Below are 15,629 nucleotides of genomic sequence, written 5' to 3'. Positions count from 1 at the left end.
GAGGTCCTGGACCTGACTGTTCAAGTCCTGAGGCTTCTGCGAACCGACAACCGCGACATGCCCATGCGTGCCTTTACGGCCGTGGCATGATCGCTTCAAGGGAGGAGTTCATGCAAAAGTGGAAGAGGTTTGCATTCGGCTTCGTGCTGGCCACGTTCGGCCTGACCGCAGTGGCCGGAGCCCAAGAATACACCTCCTTGCCGCGCAAGGAGACGCTCATCGTCGAAAATCCGGAAGGGACGATTAAAAATCCCGGCTGGTTCAACATCTGGGTCAATGGCGGCGGCGGTGTATCGACCGGCCTGCAGCAGCTGACCATGGATACGCTCTGGTATATCGACCCCGAACAAGGACTTGGCGGCGCGACCTGGGATAATTCGCTGGCTGCCGACAAGCCGCAATATAATGCCGACTTCACCGAGATGACCGTGAAACTGCGCAAGGGGCTCTTCTGGAGCGACGGCGTGGAGTTCACGGCAGACGACGTGGTCTATACCGTCAAGACGCAGATGGATCATCCCGGCATGGTCTGGAGTGCTGCCTTCTCGGTGCAGGTGGCAAGCGTCGAGGCGACCGACCCCTCGACTGTGGTGTTCAAGCTGAAGAAGCCCAATTCGCGCTTCCACGCCATCTTCACCGTTCGCTGGAACGGCGCCTGGATCATGCCCAAGCATGTCTTCGAGAAAGTCGAAGATCCGCTTCGTTATGATTTCGCCAATCCTATCTCGCTCGGCGCCTATAAGCTCAAGTCCTACGACCCCCAGGGCAAGTGGTATACCTGGGAGAAGCGTGACGACTGGCAGCGGACCTCGCTTGCCCGCTTCGGCGAGCCGGCCCCGAAATACGTGACCTACACCGATCCCGGCCCGCCGGATAAGCGGACGATCGCTCAGCTCGAGCACAATCTCGATATCATTCACGACAACACGCCGGAGGGCATGTTCACCCTCAAGGAAAAATCCAAGACGGTCGAAACCTGGTTCCCGGGCTTCCCCTTCGCCCATCCGGACCCGACGCTTCCGGCCGTGATCTTCAACACCCAGAATCCGCCCTTCGACAATGCCGATGTACGCTGGGCGCTTGCCCTGCTGATCGACATCAAGGCCGTGGATATGGCGAGCTACCGCGGGGCGGCGACGCTTTCGGCGCTCGGCGTGCCGCCGACGGCGGCCACGATGAAAGACTATCAGGCGCCGATGCAGGATTGGCTGAAGAATTTCGAGATCGATACCGGCAAGAGCAAGATCAAGCCTTATGACCCGACGGTCGGGCAACAGATCGCCGATATCCTGCGTAAGCAGCCGAAGTTCAAGGACCAGATCCCGAGCGATCCTGAGGCAATCAGCGGTGCCTTCGGCTATGGCTGGTGGAAACCGGATCCGAAGGCTGCCGGCGAACTGCTGGAGAAGGCAGGCTTCAAGAAATCCGGCGGCAAATGGCTGACCCCTGATGGACAGCCCTTCAAGATCCGGATGACGGTGGAAGGCGACACGCGCTCGGTCTTCACCCGCGCCGGAACCCTGATCGCACAGCAATGGGCGGCCTTCGGCATCGACGCCAAAGCCGTGCCGGCCGCGAAACTTTGGCAGACGGCGCTACAGCCCGGCGATTTCCAGGTGGCGATCGCCTGGAGCGTCGAAACCTGGGGCGGCGACCCCGATCTCTCCTTCTTCCTCGACAGCTGGCATTCGCAGTTCGTGGCCAAGAAGGGTGACAACCAGCCGCCGCGCAACTGGCAGCGCTGGAGCAATCCGGAGCTCGACAAGATCATCGAAAGCATTCGCGGCATCAGCGCCGACGATCCCAAGGGCGTCGAGCTCGGCAAGGATTATCTGAAGCTGGTCGCCCGCGAAATGCCGACGATCCCGTTGATGTCGTATAACGTCTTTACCTCGATGGATACGACCTATTGGACCGGCTATCCGACGATCGCCGATCCCTATACCGATCCGGTGCCGAATTGGGCCAACTCCAGGCTGATGATGGTCAAGCTGAAGCCGGCACAACCGAAATAATCCTCCCAACGCCGGCGCGAGTGTTGCGCGCCGGCCCCCTAATCGACGGGCATGTGGCATGTCCGTCGATCCTTTCCACTTGATGAAGGGAACCAGAGAGGAACCACCGCCCTATGACGTCCTATCTGATCTTTGTGCTGAAGCGGTTCGGTCAGTTTCTGCTTGTCGTATTCCTTGGCGTGACCATCACATTCTTCGTCACCCACCTGACCCCGATCGATCCGGTCGAAGAGAGCATAGGCGCCATCACCCAGATGGGGCAGTCCGATCCCAACGCGATCGAGCTGATGCGCCAGTCGCTTCGCGAGCTTTACGGCATGGAGGGCTCGATCTGGCAGCAGTACCTGAATTTCTGGCTGCGGCTTGCGACCGGTGATCTCGGTCCCTCGCTCTCGGCCTTTCCCACACCCGTTTCCACCATCATCCTGCGGTCCCTGCCCTGGACCATCGGTCTGATGACGGTGTCGACGCTGATTACCTTCGTGCTCGGCAATGCGATCGGTGCACTCGCCGGCTATTACCGCAAGGACATGGTGCTGAAGGCCGTCAGCCTTGTCTTCATCGCCCTGCTTCCCATTCCCTATTACATTCTGGCATTCGTGCTGCTGATTGTGTTCGGCTATCTCTGGCCGGTGCTGCCAATCAATGGCGGCTACGAGATGAACGCCAATCTGGACCTCTCCTTTGCCCTCGTCTTCGATATCCTGAAACACTCGATCCTGCCGGCCTTGTCGCTGATCCTGGTCGGCGCCGGCAGCTGGCTGATCGGCATGCGCGCGCTCGTTTCCAACATCATCACCGAGGATTACGTCGTCTTCGCCGAGCTTGGCGGCGTTCCGAAGCGGAAGATCCTGCGCTCCTATATCGCCCGCAATGCCATGGTGCCGCAGTTCACCGGGCTTGCCATGTCGCTCGGCGCGATCTTCAACGGCACGGTCATCACCGAAATCGTCTTCGGCTATCCGGGCATCGGCAATCTGCTGATCCAAGCGGTGCATGCCGGCGATTACAGCCTGGTGCTCGGCCTCAGCGCATTGTCGATCGTCGGCGTCGCCGCCGCGGTGTTCATCATCGACATTCTGAGCCCGCTGATCGATCCGCGCATCAAGGTGGAATAGAGCATGTTTACGATTGTCCGCGACCTCGCGCGCCAGAATATGGAATTCCTCAGCGGCCTGCTGCTCTTTGCCGTCATCGTTGGATTGATAGTGGTGTCTTACTTCTCGCCTTACAGCGCGACCGACATCTATCTTCTGCCGCCCGATATGCCGCCGGACGGCGAGTATTGGCTCGGCACGACGTCGCGCGGCCAGGACGTTTTCTGGCAGCTGACGACCGCGCTCAGAAACACCCTGTTTTTCGGTATCGGCGTCGCCTTCATCTCACGCATCATCTCGCTGGTCGTCGGCCTCGTCGCCGGTTATGCCGGCGGCGCGGTCGACCGGGTGCTGATGGCCATCAACGACAGCGTCATGGTCATCCCGCAATTTCCGCTGCTGATCCTCTTCTATTTCGTGCTGAAGGACAGCATGACCTGGACGGCGCTGATCTTCATCATGGCCTTGCTCGGCTGGTCCTATGACGCACGCCTCATCCGATCGGTGGCAATCAGCCTGAAGACCAGATCCTTCACCACCCAGAGCGTCTATTCCGGCATGAGCATGCGCAAGATCCTCGTCGAGGAGCATCTGCCCTATGTTCTGCCGATCGTCTTTGCCACCACCATGAACAACATGATCTGGTCGATCGGCATGGAAATCACCCTGTCGGTGCTCGGCTTCACCGATATCGAGACGCCGACCATGGGCATGATGATCTATTGGGCCAATGCCCATTCGGCGCTGATATCAGGCATCTGGTGGTGGGTGGCCGCCCCCGTCGCCGTCATCGTCGTCCTCTTCCTGGCGCTCTTCCTGCTGTCCATGTCGATGAACGAATACAATGATCCGCGCAGCCGGCTGAACCGGATGGGAAGTTAGAATGGATCCTTTGGTCGAAATTGAGAATCTGAAAGCCTATTACCGTGCCTTTCTCTTCGGCGTCGATCGCGAGGTGCGCGCCGTCGACGATATCAGCCTAACCATCGCCCGCGGCGAGGTCTATGGCGTTGCCGGTGAATCGAGCAGCGGCAAGACGACCTTGATCAAGACCATCGCCGGCGCGATCCGGCCGCCGCTGCGGGTCGTGTCGGGAAAAGTGACATTTCATTTCGACGGCGGCACCCAGGATATCTACGCGATGAAGCCGGAAGATCGGCTGGCGCTGCGCTGGAAGCATCTCTCCTATATTATGCAGGGCTCGATGAATGTGCTCAATCCGGTGCGCCGGATCCGGCATTCCTTCACCGATTTCGCCTTTCGCCACATGAAGGTCAGCGGCCCGGTCTTTTTGGAAAGAGTCGCCACCCATCTGCAGCGGCTGAAGCTCGATCCGCACCTGCTCGACGCCTATCCCCACGAACTGTCAGGCGGCATGCGCCAGCGCATGACCATCGCGCTGGCCACCATCCTGACGCCCGAATTCATCATCGCCGACGAACCGACGACCGCGCTCGACGTGATCGTTCAGCGCGACGTGCTCTCGATGATCCGCGAAATCCAGCGCGAGATGGGCTCGTCCTTCCTGTTCGTCACCCATGACATGGGGGTTCACGCAACGGTCTCCGACCGCATCGGCATCGTCTATGCCGGGCGTCTTGTCGAGGAAGCGCCGACCCCCAAGCTCTTCAACATGCCGCTCCACCCCTATACGCAGCACCTGGTCGGCAGCCTGCCGCGCATCGGCGACGCGACGGCCCGCCCTTCGCTGGAGGGTCGTCCGCCGAACCTCGCCATGCCCCCGGAGGGCTGCCGGTTTCACCCGCGCTGTCCGAAGCGCATGGAGATCTGCTCGCAGAAAGTTCCGCCGCTTGTCACCGTGGAGCCGCAGCGGCGCGTGGCGTGTTTTGCCGTTACGGGAGATCAGGTTTGAGCGCTCTTCTTAGCCTCTCGCATGTCACGAAAGTCTACCGCCAGGGCGGCATGCTCGGCCGGCGCCTGATCACGGCGGTCAAGGACGTCAGCTTCGAACTGGGAGCGGAGCCGGAGATCCTTTCGATCGTTGGAGAATCCGGCTCGGGGAAATCAACGATCGCGGCGATGATCCTCGGTCAGACCGAACCAACGGAAGGCGAGCTGCAATTCAGCGGCAGGACCGTCGCCATCCATAGCAGAGCCGAACGCAAGGCTTTCATGAAAGAGGTCCAGCCGGTTCTGCAGAACCCCTTCGAAGCCTTCAATCCGCTGAAACGTGTCGATCGTTATCTCTTCGAGACGGCCCGCAATTTTTCGTTCTCGGGAAACCGGCCGGACAAGCAGCAGGCGGAGAAGATGGCGGATGCAGCCCTCGTCCATGTCGGCCTGACCCTTGAAGAGGTGAAAGGCCGGTTTCCCCATGAATTGTCGGGCGGCCAGCTCCAGCGCGTCGCCATCGCCCGCGCGCTCATCCCGCAACCTCGCCTGTTGGTGGCCGATGAACCGGTCTCCATGGTCGACGCATCGTTGCGCATGGCGATCGTCAATCTCTTTGCCCGCTTGAAAAACGAGCTCGGCCTTTCGATCGTCTACATCACCCACGACCTCGCCACCGCCTATTACATCAGCGACAACATCATCATCATGCGCAAAGGCGAGATCGTCGAGCGCGGACAGGCGCGGGCCGTGTTGGATGATCCGCAGCATGAGTACTCGCGGGCACTGAAGGATGCGGTCCTGGCGGCGGACTTTAGTGCGGCGACGTAAGTGCTGCGGGGAAGCTGCAGCAATCAAACTGCGTCCTTCACTTGGCGCGGTCTGGACGACGAGAGAAACGCGGCTCGTTCACTCAAGTTAACCGACGGACAGCGACCGGAAAGCCAGCGCCGCTCGTTAGCAACCATGTTGTCCAGCGGTGGAAATTTGAAGAGTGGCTGAGGAACGGGCCGCCTTGATTGGAGCCGAACCGCTGCCCACCTCCGCCGAACCGGACCAGCGCACAGCATGGTGCTCAACGTCCGTAGGATCGGTTTTCCTCCCACCATTCTCAGTTCACATTCCGTCTAATTTAAAGTCTAAACGCGGCCAATTTAAAGTTCATGCCCACGCCTCTCGATCGTCGGAAAAATGCGGTTCGGCAAAATCGACGATCGCGGCAATGATCCGCGGCCAGTGCGCACAAACGGAAGGCGAGCTTCAATTCAGCGGCAGGACCGTCGCCATCCATACAAATCAGAGCGCAAGGGTTTTATGAAGAAGTCCAGCGGGTTCTGCAGACCACTTCGAAGACACGCTTGTGGGCCGAGCCAGACTTCTACATCCCAAGCCCCAAGGTCTTGCCGCACTTCAATGATCGCTGCAACCCCATCTGCTGGGTGGGTTCTGCACGATGAATACGGTCGGCAAGACGGACGACCTGTTGGATACGCTCGACGTCACCAGCCTGACGAAGCCCGGCTCGCTCAGTTTCTCCGCGAGATCCACAGGCGCGGACCGAAGCGCCTTTCGATCGCACCGACGATATCCTTTGCCTCGGCGCGGCGAGCGACGGCCCACGGGAACATCCATGCCGACGGCGAGCTGCTTCTCATCGCCGGCCAGCGGCCGATTATTGCGACAAAGTTGCGCTGTTATGTGACCCGGAATTTGCCGGATCGTTTGCCAGGCAGGAGAGACGAGCCTGACAATTCACATCACCCAGATGAATCGATCAGCCGTGACTGATTCACAAATGTCGTTGGACGCCGCCGCCTGCTCTTTGCGATCCTCCCGGCATGACACTTCAGCCCTATCACCTCTACATCGAACGCAGAGAGCCCGACAAAAACATGGCACGCTTTTATGCGCTGTCGATCGAGGCAAACCTATTCGGCGAGACCTCGCTCGTCCGCAGTTGGGGACGGATCGGCAGCCGCGGGCAGCAGAAGATCCATGTCTTCGATACCGAATTAAAAGCGGTTGATCTCCTGCTTATCCTATTGCGCAAGAAGCGCTCGCGAGGCTATCGGCCGCGGTAAGGTGCGTCTCTCATGGCCAGCCAAAGAGGAGGCGGCTCACGCCGCCTCCTCCTCTTCGAGTTCCGGCTGCAAGGAATGCAGGTAGTCGACGGCGCGCTGCGCATGTGCTGCTGCCGAGAAGATGGCGCGCTTGTCGTTGCCCAGAACCTTCAGCCAGCTATCGATATAGCGTGCGTGGTCCGGGCGCGGTTCGAGCTCGGGGACGATGCCGAGATCGGCGCAGAGAAACGAGCTGCCGAGTTCGGCAATGAGCTCTTCCCGAGCGCGTTCGCTTCTGTCCTTTGCGTAGCGGCTGAGATCGCGATCCAACCGACGCGGTGCGGCGGTCCAGTGCGTCATCTCGTGGCTGAGGACGGCGACATAGGAAGCATCGTCCCTGAAGGCATCCAGGCAGGGCATCTGGATGTAATCCCGGTGAGCGGCATAATAGGCAGCCGTTCCTCCGTGGCGGATCAGCGCGCCGGTATTGGCAAAGAAGCGGCCGGCATCGCCAATGCGGCTCAGGGGATCCTGGACAGGTGCGATGTCGTCAAAGTGGCCATTAAGACCGGCGATCTGATCGGTGTTGAACACCGTGTAGGCTTTGAGGAACGGAATGTCCTGTTCAATCTCGGTGCCTGTCTCGGTCGTCTGGGAGCGGACGAACGAACTGGCGAAGACAACGGTTGTGCCGGTTTCGCCCTTGCGGACGGCGCCGCCGAGTTCGATTGCCTGGCGAAACGTCATCCACCTCGATGAGGCAAAGCCACGGGCGATGGCTTCGGACCAGAGGAGCAGGACGTTGATCCCGGTGTAGGGTTGGCCGTTGTGGCGCAGTGGCCGGCTGACCTCACTTGCCGCATGTCCCGTCGTCCAGGGTTTGGTCCATGGCCGCACACCCTGTTCGAGATCGGCGATGATCCTGGCGGTGATGCGGCTGTAGATATCGGATCGTTGATTGGATTGTTGCCTGTTCATGTCTGAACCTCCGTTTCGAGGTCGCGGCCATCGCGACCTGCTACGGCGGTCCGAAAGCCGGGCTGCAAGCGTTGCCTGCACCCGCAGGGCCGCAACGCAGTGGAGGACGGCAAAGCCGTTGCCGGCGGCGCGAGCCTGGCAAGACCAAAGCCGGGGCAGGACGCGATGGCCGCAATCAAAGGGGGAGGTTTAGACGGAGGCAGATATGGCAAACCCAGCGAGTAGCATCAGGTCGCTTAGATGGCCATGAACTGCAGCGAAGAAGGCCCAATCGCCCAGCCGCGCCAGTCAGCGAGGGGGCAATATTGGCGATGTCATCGCGCGAGGCGTTTAGGTCTTGCTCAAATGATGAGTTTGAGGTCCACGGCAATCGAGGCAGAAATGTTCGTTCCTCGTTTCGATCCATGTCTGAGCCTGGTGCCTTACTAAGAACGAAGCCGCTAAGCGCGAAAGTATGGGTTTCCAAACAGATCCATCATTGTCTGTGGGAAAAGAACGGCGTAGCCAGATCAACGACCCGCGCTGAGGACGTGGTGGAACACTAGCACCGTCAATCGCAGCGGTCGGCCTGCCAACTGCCTTAAAGAGGTTGATTTCGATCCCAAAGGTCACAAGTTGTGCAATGTCAAACGAGATCATGGTTGGTGTGGCACCAAGGGTATGCGATGCCCCGCTCATATTTCCTGTGCGCAGGTTGTGGCATCCTAGGCAACTGAGTGATTTTCCCTCGATCGGAGGCTATGCTGTCGCTGAGGAACGAATCGGTGCGCCGGAATGCGAAAGCATTTCGATGGTCCGCAAGGGCACTTGCTAGAAGTATGGCACCTGCGGCGCTACCAGCGGGTGGTCGCGATAGGCGGAGACTAGGGTCTGTTGTCGCGTCCACGCGAGAAACGCTCCGGGAGGCTATTACTCTGGATAATCCAGTGAAATCGCCTCCGACACGACGGAAAATAACATACCAGGCGGCACAGTGTCACCCCAACCAAACATCGTCCTAGGGCGGGCTTCCTTGAAATCCAAGGCTCTCCGCCCCAGGCACTAAGAGCGAAAGTAGGGTGTGAAGCTTTCTGAGAGTTCTCAGCCGCTCCCCACAGCGAATGATCTTTCCGGGCGCCACTGGCGTCCGGAAAATTGCCTTAAGAACAAAGGGTGAATTCGATGGGTTTCAGGGGTTTGTTTGTCGGTATCGACCGCTACCAGTCAACCGAAATCCGTGACTTGTCGTGCGCTGCTCGCGACGCAACCGCGCTCGAAGCAATATTCGGCGACACCCTCGGTGGCCAGACCGTCCTACTAACCGATCAAGACGCGACGCTCGCGAGGTTCGAGACCGAACTCGAAGCACTCTCTCAATGCGACGCCGGCGACACCGTGGTGATTGCCTTCTCCGGCCATGGTTCGGAGACCCATGAACTGATCGTCCACGATACCGGCTATGACAGTATCGAGACCACATCCCTTCCCCTTGACCGGCTCCAAGAATGGTTCTCGAAGATTCCGGCACGGCGCGTCATTCTGTTTCTGGACTGCTGCTTTTCTGGCGGCCTCGGCGCAAAGGTCCTGCAGGTGCCAGCTATTCCCCGCAGCCTCGCTGCCACTGAAGTTCAACTTCAGAACCTGGCTGGAGACGGACATCTGATCTTCACCGCATCGGCGGCGTCGGAAGAGGCATGGGAGTTCTCGAGCCACGGCCATGGGCTCCTCACCTACTATCTCCTGGAAGCGTTGCGCGGACCGGCAGAAATCGTCGAGGCAGGAAGGCTATCCGTCTACCAGATGCTGGAATACGTGACCGCAAGAGTGAAGGTCGCCGCCCATCAGATCGGCAAGAGCCAGAACCCGGCAATGCGCGGGCAGATTGACGGCGGCCTTAGCTGGCCCGTCTTCGTTCATGGCGCGCGCTTCGAGGCGGCCTTCCCGTCTGCTCGCCCGGCAGCCGTCACTGCGGATATCCAGAGCCTGTCTGCTCACGGCTTCCCTCCCGAGATCATCACCGCATGGGGACAAGCGATCCCGTCGTTGAATGCTCTTCAAGTGGAGGCCATCAACGAGTACGGGATCCTTCTGGGGAAACACCTCCTCGTGTCCGCCCCCACCTCGTCTGGCAAGACCATGGTCGGGGAGTTGGCTGCTCTTCGGCAGGTCATGGATCGGAAGCGAGCGATCTTCCTTCTTCCGCTGAAGGCTCTCGTCGCCGACAAGCGCCGTTATTTCGAAAAGGTCTATGGCGGGTTCGGCCTCCGTGTTCTCGAGGCAACCGGTGAGACCGATGATGTGTCCCCGCTTATCCGGGGAAAATACGATATCGCCCTTCTGACCTACGAGAAGTTCGCAGCGCTCGCGTTGGCCTATCCTCATATTCTAGCGCAGACCGGGACGATCGTCGTTGACGAAGTCCAGATGATTGCCGACCAATCGCGCGGCGCGAACCTGGAGTTCATCCTTACCCTGATCCGGATGCGGAGACGAGAAGGCATCGAACCGCAAATCATCGCCCTCTCCGCTGTGATTGGGGATACGGGAGGCTTGGAAACTTGGCTCGGCGGCAGGCTGCTTCGGCGCGTGGAACGACCCGTGCCATTGCGCGAAGGCGTGCTGAGGTACGATGGTTCCTTCCGGTATATAGATCCCGCTGACGGGACCGAAAAAATCGAACCGGGCGTCGTCGTCCGGATGGGAATAAAGGAGAGCGCGCAGGACTGGATCATTCCCCTCATCAGAAAGCTGATGGCTGCAGGAGAGCATGTCATCGTCTTTCGCGAGACGAAGAGTGAATCCCGCAATGTCGGCAACTACCTGGCGGCGCAGCTTGGGCTACCGTCGGCAGAAGGGGCGGTCAGACGCATGCCGCGGCTGGACCCGTCGCAGGCACACAAGGACCTGATCGCGGATCTCCAGCATGGCGTTGCCTTCCACAATGCCGACCTTCAGCCAGCCGAGCGGCAGGTCATCGAAGAGGAGTTCCGTCGGGAGGGAGCCGGGTTGCGGGTCATTTCCGCTACCACAACGCTTGCGATGGGTGTCAACACGCCAGCCAACAGCGTGATCATCGCGGGTTTGGAGCATCCGGGGCAGGTTCCGTATTCGGTTGCCGAGTACAAGAACCTGGTGGGTCGCGCGGGTCGTCTTGGTTATGCCGCCGCAGGCACCTCCTATCTGATGGCGCTCACCCCTCGCGACGAGGATTACCTCTGGCGCAGATATGTCGTGGGAAAACCTGAAGACCTGTCGTCGCGGTTCATTTCGAGCGGAACAGATCCGCGGTCTCTGATCGTGCGCGTTATCGTCGCGCTGCCTCGCGGAGCCGCACCAGGGGTATCGAGCGACAACATTGTGTCTTTCCTCGAGAGCAGCTTCGGAGCATTTCTTGCCGCGCGTCGACAGGGCGGATGGCGTTGGTCGCACGACGAACTGTTGCGGGCGCTGACGAGTCTCGAAAGACACCGGCTGCTCGAGAAGGACGCTGACGGCCTTTATTCTCTTGCGCCCCTGGGACGTCTTGCGGGAGAAAGCACCACCGAGGTCGGATCGATTGTGCGGCTTGTCGGCGCGCTTTCGAACCTGTCGCCGTCGCACATCACCGACCCCGTGCTCCTCACGGTCGTCCAGAACACGGTCGAGCTGGATGACGTCCACTTTCCGATCAACAAGAAGAGCATTCACAAGGAACCCCACACCTGGCCTTCGCTGCTTGGCCAGCAAAGGATCGATTGGGACGTCATCAGCAAGCTGAATACGGAGGCGGTCGACCAGCACAGCGCGACCCTCAGGGCTAAGAAGGCCATGGCCACGCTTCTTTACGTGTCCGGCCAGCCAATGAGCGAGATCGAGGTGACCATGGGCCAGCACGGCGGCGCGTTTGGCGGATCGGCGGGTCCGATCCGGGGTGTTTCGTCGCGCGCCGCGGACTTGATAGGGATCGCCGCAAGGGTGGCCGAGATCCTGCACCCCGACCTCGATCTTTCAGAGCGTGTTCAGAAGCTCACGGTGCGGCTGACATATGGCGTGCCCGGCACTGCAGTCGATCTCGCCAGAGAGGCCGGAGCGAACCTCACGCGCGGCGACTACTGTGCGCTCGTTGAAGCCGGACTGGACGTTGTCTCAAATATCGAGACTGCGGAGGACGCCGACATTCTGCGTACTCTTGATGACGATCACGAGAAGCTTGTAATTGTCCGGAAGGCGGCCCGAGCGGCGGCAGAGCGAAAGTTTAAATCAGCGCCAACACCGCTGCCCGGCATTCCCCAGTTTGTCGCGTAGCGAGCCCATATGAACGAACTGCTCAAGCTTCCTTACGAAATCCAGATCGTCCTCGTGGCGGGCTATCTCGCCTACAAGCTGACGACCGCGGCACGGAAGGTCGAACACAAGACCGAGGACTTCCTGCTGCAGGTCTTAGTCTTCGGCACGCTTGGCCGCGCATTCGCCTATGTCGTCACCAAGTTGGCAGTGATGTCGGGCTATCCGGCGCCGACCGCTGTAGTGGACACAGACTACAAGAGCGTTCTCGTCACCGGCATCCTTGCGATCCTGGGATCAGTGACTTTTGCCTTTCTCTGGCGGCGCTATCTCGACAGTGCCATCAAAAAGGCGATGTCGGCGATGAACTGACCTTGCCCCCAAGTTTTATCCAGTTTTGAGTTCGCTCCAGCGGTTTTGTGAGGTGCTCCCCGATTTTGGGCCAGCGGGAGCTGGAATTTTCCGGGGTTATGGCTCAGCTCGGCGGGGGTGCCGATGAGCCGTTCATAAGCGAAATCGGCACCTTGTTGCCGATGGCGCTATGTGGCCGGAACTCGTTATAGTCTTTACGCCAATCCTCCATCTTCGAGCGCGCGTCGTCAAGGCTCATGAACCAATGGGCGTTCAGGCACTCGGCCCGGAACTTGCCATTGAAACTCTCGATGTAGCTATTGTCGGTCGGCTTGCCAGGCCGCGAGAAGTCGAGCTCGACGCCCTTATGGTAGGCCCAGAGGTCTAGGTCGCGCGAGATGAATTCGCTGCCATTATCGACTCGTATGGAGGCTGGATATCCAACTTCCCTGCATATTCTCTCAAGGGTTTGAACCACGTCTTCGCCTTTGTAGCTGAAGCGAGCGTCGACTGCCGGCGAGAAGCGCGAAAAAGTGTCGACTACCGTCAGCACCCTGATCTTGCGACCGGTGGCCAACTGGTCATGAACGAAGTCCATGGCCCAGACATGGTTGGAATGGGTCGGTTCCGTGCGATCGGCGCGAAGCTTCGCCTTGACCCGTCGCTTCGGAACCTTGTTGCGGAGCTGGAGGTCCATCTCCTTGTAAAGCCGATAGATTCGCTTCGGATTGACGGGCCACCCGTCGCGCTTGAGCAGGACATGAACGCGACGATAACCGTAACGCACTCGCGTCTGGCAGATGTCCCTGATCTTCAGCTTCAACTCGGCCTGCTCGCCGCGCCTGGACTTGTAGACATACAGCGACCGATCGATCTTCAAAACGGAACATGCACGCCGGATCGAGACCTTCCAGTCCACCTTGACCGTGTCGACAAGCTTGCGCTTGCGAGCAGGCCTCAGAGCTTTTTTGACAGCACGTCCTGAAGCATGGCCTTGTCCAGTGACAGGTCGGCGACAATCCGCTTCAGCTTGGCATTCTCCTCTTCGAGCTGCCGCAGCCGCTTCATCTCCGACGGCATCAGCCCAGCGTATTTTTTGCGCCAGTTGTAAAACGTCGCGTCCGAAATTCCCGCCTTGCGGCAGACTTCGCCGATCGGCGTTCCATCTTCCGCTTGCTTCAGCACGAATGCGATCTGCGCTTCCGAAAACTTCGAGGCCTTCATCGAATTCTCCTCTTCTTCCCATCAGGGATCATAAGTGGAAAATTCCAGTTCCAAATGGCCTAAATTATTGGGGGCACGTCACCTTCACGATCTTCTTGACGTCGCCCTCGTCGAACTCGTAGGCGCGTCTGTTCGACAGGTTGCCAATCTTTCTGAGCGCCTCCAGCGCCAACCGCGTCCTCCCTTCGGCAAGCTTCACGAATTTCTCTCTTTTTTCGCTCATCGTCGCTCTCGCTTTTTGTGGGTAAATAAGATGTCGACGATGTAATAAGAGTCAATAACTCATCGAATATTTTCGTGAAATTCACTGCGTATTTCGCAGCCATTTATGGCCGTAATGAAATTGACGTGACGCCGGACAAGAGCCGGCTGTCTAAGCTGACGGGGCCATCAAGCGAGTGGGTATGCCCCGATCGCGAACGCCGCCCCCACCGACGAGGAAGCCCGGACGGAAGGATTTGTACCCTGCCTGACGAACCGGATGCGCGCCCGTCTGCAGGGCTTCCGGGACGACTGGGAATTCGTCGGTGGCATTCCGAGCGTAGCCGATCAGTCGGGAATGCAGTCGCACCGGTCGTGGCGCAAGCGGTCGGGCTGACGATGTACTCGGCCCTGCAGGGGATGGAGTTCGACTGGGAGGCGATACTGAGGCTGCGTCATCGTCGGGAGATCGATCCGCCTCCGTTGGCGCCATCGACCGACGACATGACTGCGGATCCAGGGGTCGAAGTGGTACCCGGATTGAACTCACCCGCTAGCGCATTCTTTTCCATAGTCACATCGGAGGCCATTACCTTCAGCCACCGGATAATTCCACGGTAAGAGTTCCACGATTCGACTCTGCTTGTGGCCGTTGACGATGCCGGTGAGAAAGGCAAACGGATTGAGGGACGCATTGATTGATGGTCTCACCTCGGCACTGACAGCGACGAATTATTGCGAGTGAGTCGGACTTCGGTCCGATGGTAGACAGCAATCTCTCTGCTAATTTCCGTTCCGCTGAGACTGCAAAACTCAGCACGAAAAGGGTGTCTGCCCCTGATCCGGAGCACCCTTTTCAAACTCCCTTTGGGAAGTCCCCGCATTAAACCTTGGCACCGATGGTTCTCGGGCGGCCAGTCGACCAAGAACTCCCTTCTGCAATCATCGCCTCCGAACAAATGGCGGAGCTTCCAAATCGACGGGCATATAGCAGCCGCCTTGCGGGTTGCGGAGCAGTTCTTCGGTGGTTTCGAGCGTGCACAATGGTGGACGTGCCAATCGGCAGATCTCGATCTGTCTCCACGACGTCATCCACTTCCAAAGCGGGAGCGGGACCAGGAACTCGTCGATTCTCGAAGACGGCGATGCCCCCTCGCCCGCTTGCGAAAGACAATCCTGCGAAAATCTTTATATTTCCGCGTTGTCGTTGAACGGCAGGCCGCGATTCCTCCATTCGTCCCTCAGGATGTCCTCCAGGTCCTCGACCGTGAACTCGTCGAAGTTGGCCCAGAGCTGGACGGCCAGCGACTTCAAATTCGACGTTGTTTGCGGGTCGGCTTCGGCCGCCGCGGCAAGCCGATAGATCTCCTCGCGGAGTGCATCGCTTTCTGTCATGTCGTCCTCATAGCTCTGCACCGGTGCCTCTTGTGCTGGCAGGCAACGGACAAGGTAATCCCTAAATACCTCGGACAGTTCCGATGGGGCTGCCGATTTCAGATGAGGCGGCGAACAGCCTCCATGATCTCGGCTCGGCTGTTCATCAGTCCCGAAGGAGGCCAATAGGCGGGCTCGATGACTCCGCGCCGGCTAGCCAGGCCCATACTCGGCCG

At 59.3% G+C, this 15,629-nt stretch carries 12 protein-coding genes and 1 pseudogene; 9 read left to right on the top strand and 4 right to left on the bottom strand.

Annotation, left to right across the window (positions count from 1 at the left end; translation table 11 throughout):
* Nucleotides 1-110 precede the first annotated feature (110 nt).
* From RlegSU303_RS29925 to RlegSU303_RS29900, 7 genes and pseudogenes are all read left to right on the top strand, one after another.
* Nucleotides 111-2,015 carry an ABC transporter substrate-binding protein gene (locus tag RlegSU303_RS29925; RefSeq protein WP_231283990.1) on the top strand — a complete coding sequence of 635 codons (1,905 nt, stop codon included), beginning with the start codon at nucleotides 111-113 and terminating at the stop codon, nucleotides 2,013-2,015.
* A 113-nt stretch (nucleotides 2,016-2,128) separates the two neighbouring features.
* On the top strand, nucleotides 2,129-3,133 hold the full coding sequence (locus tag RlegSU303_RS29920) for an ABC transporter permease (RefSeq protein ID WP_017957932.1): 1,005 nt from the start codon (nucleotides 2,129-2,131) through the stop codon (nucleotides 3,131-3,133).
* 3 nt (nucleotides 3,134-3,136) lie between these two features.
* Nucleotides 3,137-3,994, top strand: coding sequence for an ABC transporter permease (locus RlegSU303_RS29915; RefSeq protein WP_017957931.1), 858 nt, complete (start codon nucleotides 3,137-3,139; stop codon nucleotides 3,992-3,994).
* A 1-nt stretch (nucleotide 3,995) separates the two neighbouring features.
* On the top strand, nucleotides 3,996-4,985 hold the full coding sequence (locus RlegSU303_RS29910) for an ABC transporter ATP-binding protein (protein ID WP_131720451.1): 990 nt from the start codon (nucleotides 3,996-3,998) through the stop codon (nucleotides 4,983-4,985).
* Nucleotides 4,982-5,794: an ABC transporter ATP-binding protein gene (locus RlegSU303_RS29905; protein WP_231283988.1), complete on the top strand. Its 813-nt coding sequence runs from the start codon at nucleotides 4,982-4,984 to the stop codon at nucleotides 5,792-5,794. The genes RlegSU303_RS29910 and RlegSU303_RS29905 overlap by 4 nt, the downstream gene beginning before the upstream one ends.
* 364 nt (nucleotides 5,795-6,158) lie before the next feature.
* Nucleotides 6,159-6,286 (top strand): annotated as a pseudogene (locus RlegSU303_RS34435) (ABC transporter ATP-binding protein); the annotation flags it as partial.
* A gap of 515 nt (nucleotides 6,287-6,801) precedes the next feature.
* Nucleotides 6,802-7,044 (top strand): WGR domain-containing protein, encoded by a 243-nt coding sequence (locus RlegSU303_RS29900; RefSeq protein ID WP_017957927.1) that lies wholly within the window; start codon nucleotides 6,802-6,804, stop codon nucleotides 7,042-7,044.
* Between the two features lie 36 nt (nucleotides 7,045-7,080).
* Here RlegSU303_RS29900 and RlegSU303_RS29895 read toward each other — a convergent pair whose 3' ends face one another.
* Nucleotides 7,081-8,001 (bottom strand): ArdC family protein, encoded by a 921-nt coding sequence (locus tag RlegSU303_RS29895; RefSeq protein WP_231283986.1) that lies wholly within the window; start codon nucleotides 7,999-8,001, stop codon nucleotides 7,081-7,083.
* Nucleotides 8,002-9,162: 1,161 nt separating this feature from the next.
* On the opposite strand from RlegSU303_RS29895, the gene RlegSU303_RS29890 reads away from it, so the two are divergent.
* Nucleotides 9,163-12,264: a DEAD/DEAH box helicase gene (locus RlegSU303_RS29890; protein WP_231283981.1), complete on the top strand. Its 3,102-nt coding sequence runs from the start codon at nucleotides 9,163-9,165 to the stop codon at nucleotides 12,262-12,264.
* 9 nt (nucleotides 12,265-12,273) lie between these two features.
* Nucleotides 12,274-12,615 (top strand): hypothetical protein, encoded by a 342-nt coding sequence (locus RlegSU303_RS29885; RefSeq protein ID WP_231283977.1) that lies wholly within the window; start codon nucleotides 12,274-12,276, stop codon nucleotides 12,613-12,615.
* Nucleotides 12,616-12,718: 103 nt separating this feature from the next.
* On the opposite strand, the gene RlegSU303_RS29880 is transcribed toward RlegSU303_RS29885, so the two are convergent.
* The 3 genes from RlegSU303_RS29880 to RlegSU303_RS29870 form a co-directional block, all read right to left on the bottom strand.
* Nucleotides 12,719-13,818 (bottom strand): IS3 family transposase gene (locus RlegSU303_RS29880; RefSeq protein WP_130785587.1). Its coding sequence is split into 2 segments (ribosomal slippage): nucleotides 12,719-13,566 and nucleotides 13,566-13,818, totalling 1,101 coding nucleotides; the frame shifts between segments, so codons are not numbered across the junction.
* Between the two features lie 64 nt (nucleotides 13,819-13,882).
* Nucleotides 13,883-14,041: a hypothetical protein gene (locus RlegSU303_RS29875; RefSeq protein WP_231283976.1), complete on the bottom strand. Its 159-nt coding sequence runs from the start codon at nucleotides 14,039-14,041 to the stop codon at nucleotides 13,883-13,885.
* 1,166 nt (nucleotides 14,042-15,207) lie between these two features.
* Nucleotides 15,208-15,414 (bottom strand): hypothetical protein, encoded by a 207-nt coding sequence (locus RlegSU303_RS29870; RefSeq protein ID WP_094230654.1) that lies wholly within the window; start codon nucleotides 15,412-15,414, stop codon nucleotides 15,208-15,210.
* Nucleotides 15,415-15,629: the final 215 nt, after the last annotated feature.

This window comes from Rhizobium sp. SU303, assembly GCF_021052345.1.
Taxonomy (GTDB): Bacteria; Pseudomonadota; Alphaproteobacteria; order Rhizobiales; family Rhizobiaceae; genus Rhizobium; species Rhizobium laguerreae.
The sequence above is the reverse complement of the archived record's forward strand: the minus strand, read 5'-3'. Positions and strand labels throughout refer to the sequence as shown.

Excerpts from the sequence above, each read along its gene's own strand:
- RlegSU303_RS29925 (WP_231283990.1), top strand. The coding sequence starts at position 111 with ATGCAAAAGTGGAAGAGGTTTGCATTCGGCTTCGTGCTGGCCACGTTC.
- RlegSU303_RS29920 (WP_017957932.1), top strand. The coding sequence starts at position 2,129 with ATGACGTCCTATCTGATCTTTGTGCTGAAGCGGTTCGGTCAGTTTCTG.
- RlegSU303_RS29915 (WP_017957931.1), top strand. The coding sequence starts at position 3,137 with ATGTTTACGATTGTCCGCGACCTCGCGCGCCAGAATATGGAATTCCTC.
- RlegSU303_RS29910 (WP_131720451.1), top strand. The coding sequence starts at position 3,996 with ATGGATCCTTTGGTCGAAATTGAGAATCTGAAAGCCTATTACCGTGCC.
- RlegSU303_RS29900 (WP_017957927.1), top strand. The coding sequence starts at position 6,802 with ATGACACTTCAGCCCTATCACCTCTACATCGAACGCAGAGAGCCCGAC.
- RlegSU303_RS29895 (WP_231283986.1), bottom strand. The coding sequence starts at position 8,001 with ATGAACAGGCAACAATCCAATCAACGATCCGATATCTACAGCCGCATC.
- RlegSU303_RS29890 (WP_231283981.1), top strand. The coding sequence starts at position 9,163 with ATGGGTTTCAGGGGTTTGTTTGTCGGTATCGACCGCTACCAGTCAACC.
- RlegSU303_RS29885 (WP_231283977.1), top strand. The coding sequence starts at position 12,274 with ATGAACGAACTGCTCAAGCTTCCTTACGAAATCCAGATCGTCCTCGTG.
- RlegSU303_RS29875 (WP_231283976.1), bottom strand. The coding sequence starts at position 14,041 with ATGAGCGAAAAAAGAGAGAAATTCGTGAAGCTTGCCGAAGGGAGGACG.
- RlegSU303_RS29870 (WP_094230654.1), bottom strand. The coding sequence starts at position 15,414 with ATGACAGAAAGCGATGCACTCCGCGAGGAGATCTATCGGCTTGCCGCG.